The organism is Liquorilactobacillus cacaonum DSM 21116 (assembly GCF_001436735.1).
Lineage (GTDB): Bacteria > Bacillota > Bacilli > Lactobacillales > Lactobacillaceae > Liquorilactobacillus > Liquorilactobacillus cacaonum.
Genome location: NZ_AYZE01000014.1, coordinates 396,350 through 414,265 on the forward strand (window position 1 = coordinate 396,350; position 17,916 = coordinate 414,265).

The window sequence follows — 17,916 nt, forward strand, 5'->3', positions numbered from 1 at the left end:
TTTCATAGTGTTTTCTATCAATATACGCAAAAAATTAAAATTTAGATTTAATTGGTTCAAAACTTCTTCGATGTAGTGGCGTTATTCCATATAAATCGATTGCTTCCAGATGATTCTTGGTGCCATAACCGTCGTTAGATTTAAAATCGTATTGCGGATAGAGAGAATCATAAAAGTTCATAAAATGATCACGCCAAACTTTTGCAACAATGCTCGCTGCAGCAACACTAATACTTTTGGCATCAGCTTTTATTAGTTTTAATTGGGGGATTGATGATTCAATTTCCATTGCATCAATGATTAATTGTTGTGGAACAACGGAAAGACCGTTAACTGCTCTTAACATTGCAAGTCTAGCAGCTTGGTAGATATTTAAATTATCAATTTCTTGATTACTACAAACACCAATTGAAACACTAATTGAGCAATTAATAATTTGACTATATAAACTTTCCCTAGTAGTTTTTGATAATTTTTTCGAATCATTAACGGCTATAAGTGAAAAATCATGAGGTAATATAACGGCAGCCGCGACAACAGGACCAGCTAATGGGCCACGTCCAACTTCATCAATTCCGCAAACAAGTTTTTTATTTTCTTGCCAAAACTGTTGCTCATATTCGAATCTTTTTCTGAACGCTTTTAATTCATTATTTCTTTTGTTCTCTTTTTTATAGTATTGATGTAGTAGTTTTTGGACACCTATTCTTGAATCTAGTGACAATTCTTCTAGTTTAATTTTTGATTGCTTTGTTGTTAATAGTTTTTTAATTTCTATAATTGATGTTTTCTTATCCATTATACTTTTGAACACTTTCAGGAACGATATCAAGTGTATATCTTCCAAGTTTACCTTTTCTACATTCGAGAATCATTCTATCACTAGCTTTATCATAATCATCTTTGAAACCCATTTTTTTGGTAATTAAAAGTAGTAAATCAACTGATGAAAGCGACATCTCATTTTCAGTCAGTTTATAGCGTTCTTTAAGATTGTTTGGAGCAAACTTGCAAAAGTGCTCTAATAAATATAACGCAACATCATCCTTGGCAAAAAGTGTTTCTTTAATAGCTCCAGTCAATGCTAATTTTTTACCGATCATTGGATCTTCAAACTTAGGCCATAAAATTCCTGGCGTATCTAATAGCAACATATCTTTTCCTGCTTTAAGCCACTGCTGTGATTTTGTGACTCCTGGCCGATTACCAACTTGTGCAACATTTTTTTTAACCAAGTGATTAAGAAGTGTTGATTTACCTACATTAGGAATGCCGATGCACATGACTTTTATACGTTTATGCAATATTCCTTTTTGTGCTTGTAAAGCCAACTTGTCTGCTAAAACTTGATTTATTTTCTCCTCAATAATTTTTAAACTGCCTGTAGTACTATTTACTGCAATTGCCGGTTGATGTTCACTTTCATAATATTTAACCCACTTTGCACTACTTTGGGAATCTGCCAAATCTTTTTTTGTGAGAACTAAAATACTTGGTTTATTCTGCAATATTTGCGCTAGTTGGGGGTTACGCGATGATTCTGGTAATCTTGCATCGACAAGCTCAAGTACAATGTCGACTTGTTTTATGTTTTCTTTTACTTGGCGTAAAGCTTTAGCCATATGTCCTGGAAACCATTGAATAATTGCCATTTTTTTTTCCTTTCTTTTTCTAAATTAATTGTGTCCAATCCAGCGTATTTTATTTAGCGGCCAATAAACAATAATTGCACGTCCCTTAATCCAGCTATCTCTTACTGGGCCAAAAGTTCGAGAATCTTTACTAATTCGTCTATTATCACCTAGCACAAAGTATTCATTTTGTGGGACCTTTGCTTTTCCAGTCAATTCTTTAAGTGTAAAGTCCGAAGTATACGGCTGATGTTTTGTGTCGAGAATTTTTTTCAAAAAATTTTCTTTTAGTTTCTTGCCATTAATATAAAGAATATCATTCTTATATGCTAAACGATCACCAGGCATTCCTATAACTCTTTTGATATATGTTTCTCCACTAGGCATTTTAATAATAACTACATCAAAACGGTGTATTTTCCCAAAGTTCATCACTAAAGTTTCTTCTTTTGATTTGATAGTTGGTTCCATTGAATTACCATCAACTTGAAGTGGTGTGACAAGAAATGACCTAAAAAAAAGGGCAAAGAGTACGGCAATTGATGTAAGCAAAATCCAATAGCTCCAGTGAAATCTTTTGATAAAGCGCCTTAAAATTTTACCCATATCAATCCATATCCCTCTTTTATGAATAATTCTTGTATCTATAAGCTCTCTTTTAACTGTAACAAAAAAAATAGATTTGTGCGAGTGTTCTTTAATTTTAGTTATACTAAGATGAGTAAATAGAGGCCTAACAGATATAATTAAGAAAACCAAAAAGGAGCAAGGTTAAAAGTCAATTTAGCCTTGCTCCTTTTTTAATTTAAATTTTTTGGTTATTTACCGTTAAGTTGAGTAATTGCAACATTTAAAGCATTATCATTTTCGGAAATTTTTTGTGCGGCTAGTTCTTCAAGTTTATTAATTGTCTCCTTGTCCAGAGTACCGTTGACTGTTAGCTTGTTGTCCGTTTGGAACTTATTAACTGCTGAAACAGTTGAATCACCAAAGTACCCATTAGCATCCCCTACACTGTAGTTAAGTGCATTTAAAAGTACCTGTGCTTTTTTAACTTGCTTAGAAACTTCATCTTTACTGTATGTCTTTTTCGTATCAATTGCTGTTTGGTAAGCATAGCTTGGATAATCTGCCTTAATAGTAGGTGTCAGACCCTTATGATTAATCCATGAACCATTCGGAGTTAACCATTTAGCAATAGTCATTTTCAATTCAGTTTTATCAGTAAATGGTAATGTTGTTTGTGCTGTTCCTTTTCCATAGGATTTAGTACCAATTAGCTTAATATTAGCAGATTGATTTAAAGCTGCAGAGAAAATTTCAGCAGCACTTGCACTTCCGCTATTAATCAAGACAACTGTTTTTTCATGAACTTTAAAACCACCATCGTATTTTTTGCCTGCCTTATATACTTGTGCACTTTGTCCACGTTGTTGCACTTGTAAAATCGTTTTTCCATTTTGCACAAACATTGATGACATTTTAAGTGCCTGGTCCATTAGTCCACCTGGATTATCGCGCATATCAATTACAAACGATTTTGCACCTTTTTTTCGTAAAGCCTTAATCTCTGCTTTAAATTCTGATGATGTATTCTCAGAAAATGTTGATACTTGAATATAGCCAATCGTTTTATTTTTTGGAAGTAAATGACCTGTAACGGTTTTAACAGGAATTGTTGCCCTTATTATTTTCTTTGTAAAGGTTGAATCCCCACGCTTAATCGTTACGGTAACACTTGTTCCTTTTTTTCCGCGAATTAAAGAAATTGCTTTGCTGAGCGAATATCCTTTAATTGACTTTCCATCTATTTTTAAAATAAGATCATCAGCTTGTAACCCAGCTTTTTTAGCTGGCGTTCCTTGAATTGGTGCAATAATTTGAATATAGTTGCCCTTTTTTTGAACTTCAGCACCAATTCCTGTAAAGCTACTTGAAATCGTATTATTTAGGGATTCTGTCTCACTTTTCGACATGTAATCCGTAAAAGGATCTCCTAAGGAATTAACCATCCCAGTTAACGCACCGTTTACTAATTTTTGTTTGCTAACGGTTTTATAGTAGCCATTATAAAGAGCTGAATAAACAGTTTCAATTTTATTCATGGCTTGGTTTGTTTCAGTAGCTGCCTCTAGCTTTTGGTTCATGTAATAAAAAGTTCCAACACCACCGATTACAAAAGTTACGATACTTATTAATACTAATGTTAGCAAATTATACTTGCGTTTATTCTTTTTTATTTTGTTCGTCTTGTCTTTCTTCTCCACTTTAATTACCTCTATTTATAATTATATTTAATTCGTTTTATCCAGATACATTTCCCAAGCTTCATCAAAAATTGTCATTGTCGGTAGGTAGCTAGCATTAAATTCCAAATATCGAGACAATTCATCATACTCTTGAGATTGTTTTGGAAAAGATTGATCTAAAAAAGCATTATTTGCAAATTCAGCTATTTCATGATGACTATTGGGGTTTCTTTCAGTCATCAAAAATTGATAAAAGCTTAGATGGTGCATAGAATTCCTCCTTTATTTTAAGGGTATTGCAAGAGTGAAATGAAATTTATTATTCTGTAAGTCAATTGTTTTGGCTTTAATACTAATTCCTTTGGCTGTTGCAAAGTGATTAAGATTCAACTTGATCTTATCATGCTTAGCATCAATCGTTATCCCATTGTTTAATTTATAATTATTTTTTACATAATTTAAAATAAATGATGAAGGTGCACTCAAAGATCCAATGCTTACCCCTTTTGCAAGTAATACAATATTACCATCTGTTGTAACTTTAGGAACTGTATAAAGTGAAAAAGATACATTTTGACCCAAGATTTGAGTGGTTCCTACCATTATAGCTTCGGAGCTTCCTACAAAAAAGCGGTATTTAATATTCTTATTTTTTTGTTGCTTTTTTAAGTAATAATTAATTGTCCCGTTTAGTTGCTTTCTATTCATTTGGACATCAATTGTTGTATAGGAACTTAATTTTGAAGTTTTCTCAATGACTTCTTTTTGTTGTTCTGACTGTGTAGTTATCTGCTTATAAATAAATAGAGTAGATCCCAGAATTATTGCTAAAAGAACAATAAAAGCCCACTTCCAGTAATTAATTAAATTTTTTTCCTTTTTTGGCCTTTTTAATCCACTCATCATTTATTCACCTTATTTAACCAAGAATTTTTATAGTTTATCATTTTTTTGTATAACTGTTCTGTCATATAATTATACCCTTTTAAATTTGGATGGAAATGGTCATAAGCAGATAAGTAATCATTCTTTTCTTTTTTGTTAGAAACAATTGCTGCAAGTTTATTGCCATCTAGACTATTCAAATCAGTCACAGTAGTTGTTTTTAGCTGCGCGGTTTTTCCAATGTATTGGCCTTCAGATAATTGCTTATTTATTTGTACCAAATGCATCCCCTTTTTTTTGATAATCACTTGTCTGGTTGTATTATTCCACTCATTAGTATACTTTTGTAACTGTGTCAACCTAGGAAAATATACAAAGAACGGATTGTATATCTCAAAAATAAAAACTGGAGCATTTGCATTGTATATCCTAATAGATTGCAATAAATTGTTTAATTTATAAGCATAAGTTTTTTTTGCACTTGGCATAACTTTAGCTAATTCATCAGAAGATAAAGAATTAAAATTTTTTTGTAAAGTTTGCATTAAATCATTACCACCAACTGTTAGTACAATTATATCCGCACTCTTTAATTCCTTTTGCATTTCCTTACTTTCTTGAAGTCGTGCCAGTATCTGATCACTTCTGTCACCTGATTTACCAAAATTATTTGTTAACACTTTTAAATGTGTATATTCTTTTTGTAATTTCTGCTGAATAAGATAGACATAGCCGCCATTATTGGTAGAATCACCGACCCCTTGTGTTAGAGAGTCTCCTAATGCAAAAAGATTAACTTTCTTTTTTTTCTTAATTTGTTTTTTTACTTCAGAATTGTTAGTCTGCTGCTGAGTATTTTTTATTGGTGTCTTTGAACCAAAGATTGATAAAAGAGCAAAATAAACTACAAAAGAAAGCAGTGCACAAATTATAACGGTAATAAAGTTTTTAATAATTTTATTCAATAAAAAATCCTTTCTAGTACCCAAAGAAGTATAAACGCTATTATTATAGCAAAGTTTTGCTCTATTTCATAATGTTATTTAACTTTTTATTGTCTTTTAACTTTTAACATTTAAGAAATTATAGTAAAAAAATCTAGGCCTAGGTCAAAATATGCCCTTGACCCAAGTCTAGATATGTTCTTGTCATACATTCGATAATTCAAATGCATTATTTTTGACCTTACTGACTTATTCCTTTTCTTTGGTACACTTCAAAAACATGCGGATATTTATTTTTTTCATCAACTGTACCGTTTTTCTTCGTAATCAATTCAAATAATTTTTCATCAATAATTGGCATCTTTGTATCTCCTGGAAAAATAGAATTGATGCGCGTAACGTACAAAAAATCTACTTTGTCCGCAAATTCAGCAAACAAAGAAGCTCCACCTATAATAAAAATCAAATCTTTTTGTTCAATCACTGAAGACAAATCATCAATATTATTCATCACTGTGATGCGATCATCATCTTTAAACTTTGTTTTTAGATCTATTGAATTTGTTAGAACAAAATGATGTCTTTGTGGTAAAAGTCCTGGAAAGCTATCAAATGTTTTGCGTCCCATCACAATTGGATGGTTCTTAGTTATTTTTTTAAAATATGCTAAATCAGCAGGTAGGTGCCATGGCAAGTGTCCATTTAAACCTATGTGATGTTCTTTATCTTCAGCCCAAATATATGCTAACATTTTGTTTTCCCTCCTTCAGACTCCCTTAAACGGCAACAGGTGCCTTAATTGCAGGAGCTGGATCATAATTTTCTACCTTGATATCAGACATTTCAAAATCAAAAATACTCTTTTTTTCAGGATTCAACCATAGTTTTGGTGAATTTTTGGGAGTTCGCGTTAATTGTTTTTTAACCTGTTCAAAATGGTTATTATAAATATGTGCATCTCCTAAAGTATGAACAAATTCCCCCACCTGAAGACCAGTTTCATGTGCTATTAAATGTGTCAATAAAGCATAACTAGCAATATTAAAAGGTACACCTAAAAAAACATCAGCACTACGTTGGTAGAGTTGGCAGCTCAACTTTCCGTCAACTACATAAAATTGAAATAGCGTATGGCATGGGGGAAGTGCACTATTTGGTACATCTTCTGGATTCCAAGCTGAGACGATTAACCTTCTTGAATCTGGTGTATTTTTAATACCATCTATCACATTTTGAATTTGATCAATTACTTGTCCATCTCGGGTTTTCCAATGACGCCACTGTGCTCCATAAACATCTCCTAAATCACCGTACTTCTCACAGAAATCATCATCAGTCAAGATTCGCTCACAAAATATTTTTTTTTGCTTGTTATATTCATCTGCAAAAGCTGTATCAATAAGTGATTTTCTTCCGAAATCTGTCATGTCAGGACCAGTATATTCATTACTTGAAACCCATTTTTTAAAAGCCCACTCATCCCAAATGTGATTTTTGTGTTGTAATAAGAATCGGATATTAGTGTCACCACGTAAAAACCAAAGAAGCTCACTTTTTACTAATCCAAATGCAACCTTTTTAGTTGTCAAAAGAGGAAATCCTTGACTTAAATCAAAACGCATTTGATATCCAAATAAACTTTTAGTTCCTGTTCCCGTGCGATCTCCTTTTTGTTGTCCCTTCTCCAAAATATCAGTAATAAGTTGTAGATACGGAGCTTCAAGAATAGCCATAAATGTTCCTCCAATTTTTATTGTTCGAATTGACTTAAATATTCCCAGCGGCTCATTTTATCATCAATTAACCGGTCATGTTCATCAATTTGTTTTTGCAATTCTGCCAATTTGTTGTAGTTTGTTCCATCAGTACTAGCCATTTGTTCGGATAAAACATCTTTTTCATTTTCTAAAGTATCGATTAAATTTTCAATTTTTTCAAATTCGATTTTTTCCGCATAAGTTAATTTTGATTTTTCATTTTTGGGATTCTTCTCAGATGGACTAACACTTTGTTTTATTTTTTCTTTCTGATGTTTTTCAAAATTTTGATTTTTGCTTAAATAATCGGTAAAAGCTCCTGTAAAACGTTCAATTCTTCCATTTCCTTGAAAAATCAACAAATCATTTGCAACTTTATCAAGGAAATAACGATCATGAGAAACTGTGATTACTGTGCCATTAAAATTACTAACGTAGTCTTCCAAGACTGTCAAAGTAGCTATATCAAGGTCATTTGTGGGTTCATCTAAAATTAAAACATTGGGTGCACTCATCAATAATTTTAAGAGATAAAGTCTTCGCTTTTCTCCACCGGATAATTTTCTAATCAAAGTTCCGTGCATGAAGCGTGGAAAAAGAAACTGTTCAAGTAACTGCGTTGTGCTAACCTGTTGTCCATAGCGATCAGTTACACTTTGCGCAATCTCATTTAAATAACTAATCATTCTTTTATCTTCTGGAATTTTTTCTGTTTGCTGTGTGTAATATGCAATTCGAACTGTTTCACCAATTTCTAAAATACCATTATCCAGGGCAATGTTTCCTGTCAGTGCATTCAAAAAACTTGATTTTCCGGCACCATTTGCACCTGTGATACCAATTCGATCACCCGCTTGAATTAGCATATCGAATTTTTGCATAATTACATGGTTGGCAATGGTTAGGGAAGCATTTTTTAGCTGAATAACTTTTTTTCCTAATCGTTGCTGACCTAAAGAAATATCAACTGCACCCTCATCTTTTGTACTTTTAAGATTTTCTTCAAGTGTGTTAAAACTATTGATTCTTGCTTGTTGTTTTGTTGTTCTGGCTTTTGCACCAGTACGCATCCAAGCGAGTTCTTTTTTATATAATTGTTGTTGTTTGTGTTCAAAATCTGCTTCTTTTTGAACACGTTGAGCTTTTTGTTCGACATAGCTCTGATAATTTCCTTGGTATGGATAAAGGCTTCCAAAAGATAACTCTAGAATTTGAGTTGCTATTTGATCCAAAAAATAACGATCGTGGGTAACTACCAGTAATGCTCCTTTGTAATTAACTAAATAATCTTGTAACCAATTAATTGAATCAAAGTCAAGATGGTTAGTAGGTTCATCCAATATAAGTAAGTCTGGTGCTTGAATTAAAACTTGCGCAAGGCCCACCCGCTTTTTTTGACCACCCGATAGTGTCTTAACAGCAACATCTAGCTGCTCAAGATGTAATTGGCTTAGAATGGTTTTTACATCACTTTCAGCACTCCAGGCATCTTCTCTATTCATTGCTGCTTCAGCATTGTCGTAACGCTGCTGTGCTTTTACATCATTTGGATTTAACCCATAAAAAGTTAAGGCTTCTTCGTAACTACGAATTGTTTTGAAAATTGGAGCTGCACCATCAAAGATTGCTTCTAACGCAGTAGCATTTTCATCTAGTTCAGGTATTTGCTTTAAATAACTGATACGATAATTGTTAGGAGCTATTAATTTTCCACTGTCAGCACTATCTTGTTCAGTCAAGACATTCAGAAGAGATGTTTTTCCTGAACCATTTGTTCCAATTAAACCAATTCTGTCATGTTCATTTATCAAAAAATTCAAGTTTTCAAAAAGTGTTTTTTCTCCATATGTTTTGCTCAAATTTTCAACACGTAATGTCTGCATTTCTTCACTCTTTTTCTATTAATTATTCTTATTTTCTAATGCCAGTTCTTTAAGAACAGCTAACTCATTTGGAAGCTCACCACAAACCACTTTTTTTTCAATTTTTGATAAAATATTACCTAAAAAAGGGCCAGGAACAAAATCTAATTCTTTAATTAAAATTCCACCGTTAATCACAAGCTCTTTTCTATTTTTGATTGGCAACATTTCGTAATTTTGGCGGATTATCGAAATATCTCTCTCAAAACCCAATAATTTAGCAACTTCATTTGCAATTTCAAAAGATTGTATCCCAATAGTATAAAGATCCCAATCATTAACTTGGTTTTGTTTGAGTAAAGAAGTAGCTAAAAAAGACCTTTCAACACGTGCTATTAAGTCATTTGAGCATTTCCAAGACTTCAAAAAAAGGGTTATTTTATTGTAGTCTTGGAAAGATAAGTAACAAAAAAGAGTCCAAGCAACTACTTCATCTCCAATTTGTAAATTATCTAGTGACAGAATCAATTTCAGAATCTGTTCTTTATCCTCAAGTAAAGGGCAATAACGATAAAGACCGCAATCAACAAAACTTTGTAGCCCCTTCTTAGGATTTTTGCCTAGAAGTAATTTTACCCATTCGACATTGATTCTTTCAACGGCAATTTTTTTAAGCAACTTTGAATTTGTTGTAATTGCATTAAGTGTTTTTGATTCTATATCAAAATCTAATTGACTAGCAAAACGTACCGTTCTCATCATTCGAAGTGCATCTTCATGATACCTTTCGTTGGGATTCCCTACGGCTCTAATCACTTTCTTTTTTAAATCATCCAGTCCGTTAAATAGATCTATAATCTCACCATCTAAATTAAGTGCCAATGCATTAATTGTTAAATCACGTCGCTTTAAGTCTTCAGCAAGCGAGCGTACAAATTTGACACTGTCAGGGCGACGGTAGTCTTGATAAGTGGACTCAGTCCTAAAGGTGGTTACCTCATATCCTTCTCCATGATCAAGGATAGTGACAGTTCCATGTTCTATTCCTGTATCAATGGTTTTCTTAAATATGTGTTTAATTTCAGCAGGATAAGCACTTGTAGCAATATCAACATCGTGTAGTGGTAATTCAAGTAGTGTATCACGTACGCTACCTCCGACAAAGTAAGCAAGAAATCCAGCTTCACAAATTTTGTCAAGAATTATTTTAGCTTTCTGAAATTCAAGTGGTAATTTTACTAATCTCATAGCAAGTTCTCAAGTCCTATGAGTAATTCATTATAAGCACCAATTTTTTTAACGGCAACTTCAACTCCTGACATAAAGGAAATACGATCAAAGGAATCTTGACGAATTGTCAATGCTTCCCCTTTTCCACCAAATAGGACTTGTTCATGGGCAACATATCCAGGTAAACGAACACTATGAATTCGCATGCCTTCATAATCTGCACCACGTGCGCCAAGCAAACTTTCTTTTTCTTCTGGGTTACCTTGGATTTTTTGCTTGCGAACCTCTGCAATCATTTTTGCAGTATTTAAGGCGGTTCCACTAGGAGCATCTAACTTATTATCATGATGCATTTCAATTATTTCAACATCAGGCAAATATTTTGCAGCATGTTGTGCAAATTGCATCAATAAAACGGCTGAAATTCCAAAGTTTGGAGCAATTAAACCACCAGTAGTTTTTTCTATAGCAATTTTTTTTAAGTTGTCAACTTGTTCACTAGTCAAACCTGTAGTACCAATTACAGGGGAAATTTTATTCATAAGAGCAAATTTAGCATTTTCATATACCGAAGATGGTGAAGTAAAATCAATCCAAACATCGGTATTTTCTGTATTAATTTCACTTGTTTTTGTATAGACTGGAATATCCATGTTTTTAAACTCAAGAATTTCATTAATATTTTTCTCAGTTGCATTTGGATCATATACGCCCGTTAACTCAAAATCTGTGTTTTGGATAACCATCTTTGTAGTTGTATTTCCCATTCGTCCTTTAAAACCGGCCACTAAAACTTTAATCATACTATCATCCTCTTCACTTTTGTTTATTCTTATTCATTCTAACAGATTGTGGACTTACCTGCATCTGCTAGAATAATGAAATTCTCCTTAGCAAGTACTCACGTATGCATTTTTTTCTTAAAAGTTATGTTATGCTCTTAGAAGATACTAAGTTTTTGGAGGTAAGAAAGATGTATTCAACTGATTCAAAAGTTCGTCTAATTGATTTTATTATGATTGCTTTTGGCTGTGGGATGTATGCTTTTGGTTTTGTAATGATAAATATCAGTAACAATCTTGCTGAAGGCGGAGTGACAGGAATTTCACTTATAACACGCTATTGGCTGCATATTGATCCAGCATTTACTACACTTGCAATTAATATTCCATTGGTTATCATAGGATATCGATATTTAGGTAAAAAAGCACTTATTTACACCGTATATGGCACTGTCTCACTTTCAATTTTTATTTGGTTATGGCAAAGGCTTCCATTTTCAATTGATATTCACCATGATTTGTTTATAGCTGGAATTTTGGCTGGAGTACTTGGTGGTATTGGGTCTGGAATTGTTTATCGTTTCGGTGGTACAACTGGTGGTGCAGATATTGTTGCCCGAATTCTAGAAAAAAAACAAGGTGTCGCTATGGGACGTACACTCTTAATGTTGGATTGTATTGTCTTAACTGCTTCCTTAAGTTACGTTGATCTTAGGAGAATGATGTACACATTGTTAGCCTCTTATGTATTTTCCAAGATTGTTAATTTTACCCTTGAGGGAGCATATACTGCTCGTGGTGTTATCATTATGAGTAACGAATATGAAAAAATTACAAAAGATATTATGGATATTTTGGAACGTGGTGTCAGTCATTTACAAGCCACTGGGGCTTACTCTAATGAGACAAGACAAGCTATTTATTGTGTTGTTAGTCCTAGCGAATTGATGACATTAAAACATATTGTCGCTAAGTATGATGAAAAAGCTTTTGTTTCTGTTTTAACAGTCAATGAAGTCTTTGGAGAAGGTTTTAGTTATGCGATTCCTAAGAAAAGAATCTTTAAATTAAAAAAATAACATTTCATAGTTTGTCTTATTTAATCACAAAAGCCCAGCAATCAAAATTTGTAATTGTACATTTTGATTACCGGGTTTTTTATAATTTTTTAAAGTAGTAAGGCTACAGATTAAATTTGACCTAGCTTAAAAATTTTCTAGCAATTCATCTTCAAACTCTTGCATATCTAAATCATCTGGCACTAATCTAAGATATTGTGCCACATTTTCACGAGCCTCTTCAAGATTACCAACTCGCCGATTCAAAATCGCAAATTCTCTGATAAAGGTCGGATTATCATCGTATACTCGACTAGCCGATTCATAGTATTTGATAGCTTTAGTATCATTATCAAGCGCACTATACGCTTTTCCTAAATTCCAATAAATCTGTGGGTCAATTTCATTATTTTGGATAAATGAACTTAAAAAATCAATTGTTTCTTGATATTTTTGCCGACTAACCAACAAATTGCTATATTGAATCACAATTGTTAAGTTATCAGGATCAATTTCAAGAGCTTTTTCAAGATATGTCTGTGCACTTTCAACTTGCTGTAGTTTTAAGGAAACCGAACTTGCTTGCTCATAAAGTTTAATATTATACTGGTCAACGCTAAGCCCCTCTTGTAATGTTTCAAGTGCTTCATTTAACAAGCCTTGTTGTTCATATGCTATCGCAAGGTAGGGATATAAGGTCGTATAATCTTTATAGTTACTTTTAAGCTTAACAAAATTTTTGATAGCTTCTTCATAGTTTTTGACTTGAAGTTGGGTAAATGCAATTTGAAATCTCGCATCCGGACTAATTTGTTTGTCATTTAATTGGTCAAAGTAACCAAGCGCTTGTTCAAATTTCCCGACTTCAGCGTAACATTGTCCAAGTCGTTGTACCATAGACACACTAGCTAACTGAGTAAACCCTAATTTAACTAATGTGAGATAAGATTCAATTGCTTTACCAAATTTCTTTGTACTAAAATAAAATTCTGCTAAACCAAAAATAACTGCTTCTTCATCAGGTGCAAGTTGCAACGCTTCAAGTAACTTATGCTCACTAACTTCTAGCAGTCCTTGTGTCTGGTACAAATCCGCTGCAACTAAAAGTGAGTTCACATAGGCATCAGATTCAGGTTTTATTGCAGACAAGTATTCAAGAGCTTCTTCATCATGTCCATCGCTAACAGCAAGATCTGCTAATTGTGCACGCAAAATATCTTCATTCGGGAACTTAGCTAATAACGATTGGTAAGCTTTTTTAGCAAAATTAGAAAAGCCTAGCATATATAAATCTTCTGCTAAATTATATATTTCTTCGGCATCAGATTCTTTGAGCACCTGGTTAAAAAGTTCAGTTGCTTTTTCAATTTTTCCATCTTCAATTAGATTAATTACATTTTCAGAACGGTTCATAAATTCCCCTTTTTATTAAAAATAAAAATACAGTTAACATTGAAATTAGATTATACTAGATAACACACAAAAATCGATATTTTTAACAAAAAAAAGACTGCAACCAAACATAAGTTTAGAAACAGCCCTTTGACGAATAAGTATTAGTGCTTATTTAACAGCCTCTTTTAAAGCCTTACCTGGCTTAAATGCAGGAACTTTACTTGCAGGAATTTGAATTTCCTTACCAGTTTGTGGGTTGCGACCTTTACGAGCTGCACGTTCACGTACTTCGAAGTTACCAAATCCAATCAATTGAACCTTTTCGCCTTCTGCTAATGTAGCTTGAATTGTTTCAAAAACTGCGTCAACAGCAGTAGTTGCATCTTTTTTTGTTAAACCTGTCTTTGTTGCAACTGTTTCGATTAATTGTGCTTTGTTTGCCATGTGTTTCACCTCCTCATAAGAAGAAATAGGCACAGATATAAATTTTTATCTGCTGGCGTAATTTCGCCCTTGTTATAATGACGAAACAATGACTAACAAATCATTATCTCTTTAACTAAGATAGCATATAAAGCCTAACATAACAAGGTTTTTCACCTATTTTTATGAACTTTACTGGGTTTTTAAAATCAATAAAGTTTACTAAAAAGATAGCTTAACATATTGTGTAATTTAATAAAACTATTTACGCTTACGTTCTATTAAATGTATTGGTGTTCCAGTGAAATCAAAAGAATCTCGAATTTGATTTTCCAAAAAACGTTGGTATGAAAAATGCATTAACTCTGGATCATTGACAAAAACAACAAAAGTCGGTGGTTGTATAGCAACTTGGGTTGTGTAATAAATTCTGAGTCTCTTTCCATGATCTGTTGGTGTTGGATTACGAGCAATTGCATCCATAATAACATCGTTTAGAACAGCTGATGGAATTCTTCTTTGATGATTATCATTAATTTTCTTAATTAATTCTGGAAGTTTATCAAGTCGTTGTTTTGTTAAGGCAGAAACAAAAATGATTGGTGCATAACTCAAGTATTGAAATTCTTGTCGAATTTTTTCTTCGAAATCAGACATTGTGTGATTATCTTTTTTGAGTGTATCCCATTTATTAACTAAAATGATAATTCCACGGCCAGCCTCATGTGCATAGCCAGCAACTTTTTTATCTTGTTCTCTGATTCCTTCTTCTGCATTTAAAACTACCAAAACTACATTTGACCGGTCAATTGCACGCATTGCTCTTAAAACAGAATATTTTTCTGTATTTTCATAAACCTTACCACGTTTTCTAATCCCCGCAGTATCAATTACTGTGAATTCATCGCCTTCATTTGAAATAAAAGGAGTATCTATTGCATCGCGAGTTGTTCCTTCAATATTAGAAACAATTACCCGATTTTCTCCAAGGATTGCATTTACTAAAGAGGATTTTCCAACATTAGGACGACCAATCAAACTGAATTTGATAGTTGTATCTTCTTCTTCTTCTTCTCTTTTTGGAAAAGAATGACAAATTTTATCTAACAAATCACCAATCCCTATTCCGTGAGTACTTGAAATAGCTATTGGTTCACCAAAGCCAAGTGAGTAAAAATCAAATATATCTCCCCTAAGTTCTGGATTATCAACTTTATTGACCGCTAAAATAATAGGTTTATCGGATTTATATAAGATACGTGCCACCTTTTCATCAGCATCTGTTATGCTCTCTTTGACACTTACAACAAACACAATTACATCAGCTTCATCAATCGCAATTTCTGCTTGTTCCGTAATTTGTGTTAAAAATGGTTCGTCCCCGATATCAATACCACCAGTATCAATTAAGTTGAATTTTTGGCCAAGCCATTCACTGTGTGTATATATTCTATCCCTAGTAACACCTGGAATATCTTCAACAATTGAAATTCTTTCACCAGCAATTCTATTAAATACCGTTGATTTTCCAACATTTGGACGGCCGACAATTGCTACAACTGGGTTTGCCATTTTACATCCCTCTTTTCTATTAAAATATATTAATTTGCTTATATCAGCAAAAAAACGATAGATATTCAACAATCTATCGCTTCTGTGCTAAAGAATAACTACTAGATTTATTTAATACTGAACTACTTGAAAGATTTTACTTAATTAGTCTTCATCCTTCAAATCACCAATAAGATCTCCAAGTGTAAATCCAGTGCTTTCTTCAGGAAGTTCAACTTTTTCTTTCTGAGGAGCTTTCTTTTGTTCATCACTAGCAACACTCGGCTTTTCTTCGAGTGCTTTAATTGATAATGCCAAGCGGTGCTCATCTGGATGTACATTTAGAACCTTAACTTTTACAACTTCACCTGAAGTTAAAACTTCATTTGGTGTAGCGATATGTTTATGTGAAATTTGAGAAATATGCACAAGACCTTCTACCCCAGGGAAAATTTCAACAAAAGCTCCAAAACTCGTAAGGCGTTTTACAGTACCTTCAAGTACATCGCCTTCAGCAACTTTTTCTGCAATATTATCCCATGGTTGTGGTAAGGTTTGCTTGATTGAAAGTGAAATACGGTTCTTTTCAGAATCAATGGAAAGCACTTTAACTTTTACAGATTCACCAACTTTTAGAGCATCGGATGGTTTATTCACTCTTTCAAATGAAATCTCTGAAACATGCACTAATCCATCAATACCACCAAGATCTACGAAAGCTCCAAAGTTTGTTAAACGAGCAACTTTACCTTCAACAAAATCACCAACAACTAAATTAGACAATGTCTCAGCTTTTTTAGCGTCACGAGCTGCCTTAACAATTTCTTTGTGTGAAAGAATTAAACGGTTCTCACTTGGTTCGATTTCGATAATCTTAAGCTCAAGTTCCTTACCTTTGTATTGATTTAAATCTTCTACAAAGCGATCATCAACCATCGATGCAGGAATAAAGCCACGAACTCCAGCATCAACAACCAATCCACCCTTAACTACTTGAGTTACAGGTGCAACAATCGTTTCGCCTGATTCAAATTTTTTCTCGATTTCATCCCATATTTTGCGTGATTCGAGACGACGTTGGGATAACAAATAGCTACCGCCTTCTTTATCTGAACCAATCCGAGAAATAATTACAAGGTCAATCACGTCACCTATAGTAATATTATCAGAAACTTCTTCGTCAGGTTTAAGGCTTAATTCTTTAAATGGAACTACACCTTCAACGCCAGCTCCTTCAATTCCAACAATAACTTGTTTAGCATCATCAATGGCTAAAACTTCACCCTTAACCACATCACCAATTTTAACTTCATTAACGCTATTTAAAGCCTCTAATAAATCCTTATTTGCATCTGTTTCACTCATGGACCATGTCCTCCTTAACGACTCAACTCTAATCTCTATTCTAGCCGAATTCAATTAAAAATTCCAGTTAAAATATACTTTTAGTGAGATTTCAAGCTTTTTTTTCAATTATTTTCATTATTTTGACAATTACTTGTTCAATTGTCAAATTTGTTGTATCTAATTTGATTGCGTCTTCTGCTTTTACAAGTGGAGAGATTGAACGTGTAGAATCCTTATAGTCTCTTTTTTCAATCTCTTGCTCCAAAATCGCAAGAGGCGTATCAATCCCTTTTGAAATATTTTCTTTATATCGGCGCAAAGCTCTTTCTTTTACACTAGCTACCATAAAAATTTTTATGTCTGCATCAGGTAAAACTGTTGTTCCAATATCACGACCATCCATCACGATTCCACCTGCAGAAGCAATTTTTTGCTGTAAATCGGTGAGATATTTTCGGACAGCTACCTGAGCTGCAACAGTTGAAACATTATTACTGATTTTAGGCATTCTAATTTCTTTTGTTACTTCTTGATTATTAACAAAAACTTGCTGTCCGTCTTCAGAAGGTACAAATTTGATAGTTATATCATCTAGAACTTTTTCTAATTCTAACTCATTATCCAACGGAATGTCTTTTTGTATTGCTGCCCAAGTCACTGAACGATACATTGCACCAGTATCGCAGTACACATAATTCAAATTATGAGCAACTAATTTTGCAATTGTACTTTTACCAGCAGAAGCAGGTCCATCAATTGCAATTTGTAATAATTTTGCCATTTTGAGTAAGCCTTTCTGATT

Annotated in this window: 18 protein-coding genes; 1 reads left to right on the top strand and 17 read right to left on the bottom strand. The window is 33.2% G+C overall.

Going from position 1 to position 17,916, the window contains the following annotated elements; all coding sequences use genetic code 11:
- Positions 1-34: 34 nt before the first annotated feature.
- The 12 genes from FC80_RS05825 to dapB form a co-directional block, all read right to left on the bottom strand.
- Complete coding sequence (locus tag FC80_RS05825) at positions 35-799, bottom strand: ribonuclease HII (protein ID WP_057829189.1); 765 nt, start codon at positions 797-799, stop codon at positions 35-37.
- A complete protein-coding gene (ylqF, locus tag FC80_RS05830; protein ID WP_057829190.1) occupies positions 792-1,652 on the bottom strand; it encodes a ribosome biogenesis GTPase YlqF in 861 nt (286 codons plus the stop codon). The genes FC80_RS05825 and ylqF overlap by 8 nt, the downstream gene beginning before the upstream one ends.
- Before the next feature lie 24 nt (positions 1,653-1,676).
- Positions 1,677-2,183 (bottom strand): signal peptidase I, encoded by a 507-nt coding sequence (lepB, locus tag FC80_RS05835; RefSeq protein WP_235807239.1) that lies wholly within the window; start codon positions 2,181-2,183, stop codon positions 1,677-1,679.
- A gap of 266 nt (positions 2,184-2,449) precedes the next feature.
- Complete coding sequence (locus FC80_RS05840; RefSeq protein WP_057829192.1) at positions 2,450-3,898, bottom strand: S41 family peptidase; 1,449 nt, start codon at positions 3,896-3,898, stop codon at positions 2,450-2,452.
- A 27-nt stretch (positions 3,899-3,925) separates the two neighbouring features.
- Positions 3,926-4,150, bottom strand: a complete 225-nt coding sequence (locus FC80_RS05845) for a YozE family protein (RefSeq protein ID WP_057829193.1) — start codon at positions 4,148-4,150, stop codon at positions 3,926-3,928.
- A gap of 12 nt (positions 4,151-4,162) precedes the next feature.
- The gene (locus tag FC80_RS05850; protein ID WP_057829194.1) at positions 4,163-4,783 is read right to left on the bottom strand and encodes a YpmS family protein; all 621 of its coding nucleotides are present in this window, start codon (positions 4,781-4,783) and stop codon (positions 4,163-4,165) included.
- Positions 4,783-5,730, bottom strand: coding sequence for an SGNH/GDSL hydrolase family protein (locus FC80_RS05855; protein ID WP_057829195.1), 948 nt, complete (start codon positions 5,728-5,730; stop codon positions 4,783-4,785). Before FC80_RS05855 ends, FC80_RS05850 begins: the two co-directional genes overlap by 1 nt.
- Positions 5,731-5,950: 220 nt before the next feature.
- The gene (locus FC80_RS05860; RefSeq protein ID WP_057829196.1) at positions 5,951-6,460 is read right to left on the bottom strand and encodes a dihydrofolate reductase; all 510 of its coding nucleotides are present in this window, start codon (positions 6,458-6,460) and stop codon (positions 5,951-5,953) included.
- Between the two features lie 25 nt (positions 6,461-6,485).
- Complete coding sequence (locus tag FC80_RS05865; RefSeq protein WP_057829197.1) at positions 6,486-7,442, bottom strand: thymidylate synthase; 957 nt, start codon at positions 7,440-7,442, stop codon at positions 6,486-6,488.
- A gap of 17 nt (positions 7,443-7,459) precedes the next feature.
- The gene (locus FC80_RS05870; protein WP_057829198.1) at positions 7,460-9,349 is read right to left on the bottom strand and encodes an ABC-F family ATP-binding cassette domain-containing protein; all 1,890 of its coding nucleotides are present in this window, start codon (positions 9,347-9,349) and stop codon (positions 7,460-7,462) included.
- An 18-nt stretch (positions 9,350-9,367) separates the two neighbouring features.
- Positions 9,368-10,576: a CCA tRNA nucleotidyltransferase gene (locus FC80_RS05875; RefSeq protein ID WP_057829199.1), complete on the bottom strand. Its 1,209-nt coding sequence runs from the start codon at positions 10,574-10,576 to the stop codon at positions 9,368-9,370.
- On the bottom strand, positions 10,573-11,361 hold the full coding sequence (dapB, locus tag FC80_RS05880; RefSeq protein ID WP_057829200.1) for a 4-hydroxy-tetrahydrodipicolinate reductase: 789 nt from the start codon (positions 11,359-11,361) through the stop codon (positions 10,573-10,575). Before dapB ends, FC80_RS05875 begins: the two co-directional genes overlap by 4 nt.
- Before the next feature lie 170 nt (positions 11,362-11,531).
- Between dapB and FC80_RS05885 the strand changes: the two genes are divergently transcribed.
- On the top strand, positions 11,532-12,419 hold the full coding sequence (locus tag FC80_RS05885; protein ID WP_057829201.1) for a YitT family protein: 888 nt from the start codon (positions 11,532-11,534) through the stop codon (positions 12,417-12,419).
- 126 nt (positions 12,420-12,545) lie between these two features.
- Here the strand turns inward: FC80_RS05885 and FC80_RS05890 are convergent, their stop codons facing one another.
- From FC80_RS05890 to cmk, 5 genes are all read right to left on the bottom strand, one after another.
- The gene (locus FC80_RS05890) at positions 12,546-13,811 is read right to left on the bottom strand and encodes a tetratricopeptide repeat protein (RefSeq protein WP_057829202.1); all 1,266 of its coding nucleotides are present in this window, start codon (positions 13,809-13,811) and stop codon (positions 12,546-12,548) included.
- A 150-nt stretch (positions 13,812-13,961) separates the two neighbouring features.
- Positions 13,962-14,237 carry an HU family DNA-binding protein gene (locus tag FC80_RS05895; protein ID WP_057829203.1) on the bottom strand — a complete coding sequence of 92 codons (276 nt, stop codon included), beginning with the start codon at positions 14,235-14,237 and terminating at the stop codon, positions 13,962-13,964.
- 240 nt (positions 14,238-14,477) lie between these two features.
- On the bottom strand, positions 14,478-15,788 hold the full coding sequence (gene der, locus FC80_RS05900; protein ID WP_057829204.1) for a ribosome biogenesis GTPase Der: 1,311 nt from the start codon (positions 15,786-15,788) through the stop codon (positions 14,478-14,480).
- A gap of 144 nt (positions 15,789-15,932) precedes the next feature.
- Complete coding sequence (gene rpsA / locus FC80_RS05905) at positions 15,933-17,132, bottom strand: 30S ribosomal protein S1 (RefSeq protein WP_057829205.1); 1,200 nt, start codon at positions 17,130-17,132, stop codon at positions 15,933-15,935.
- A gap of 91 nt (positions 17,133-17,223) precedes the next feature.
- Positions 17,224-17,895 carry a (d)CMP kinase gene (cmk, locus tag FC80_RS05910; protein ID WP_057829206.1) on the bottom strand — a complete coding sequence of 224 codons (672 nt, stop codon included), beginning with the start codon at positions 17,893-17,895 and terminating at the stop codon, positions 17,224-17,226.
- Positions 17,896-17,916 lie beyond the last annotated feature (21 nt).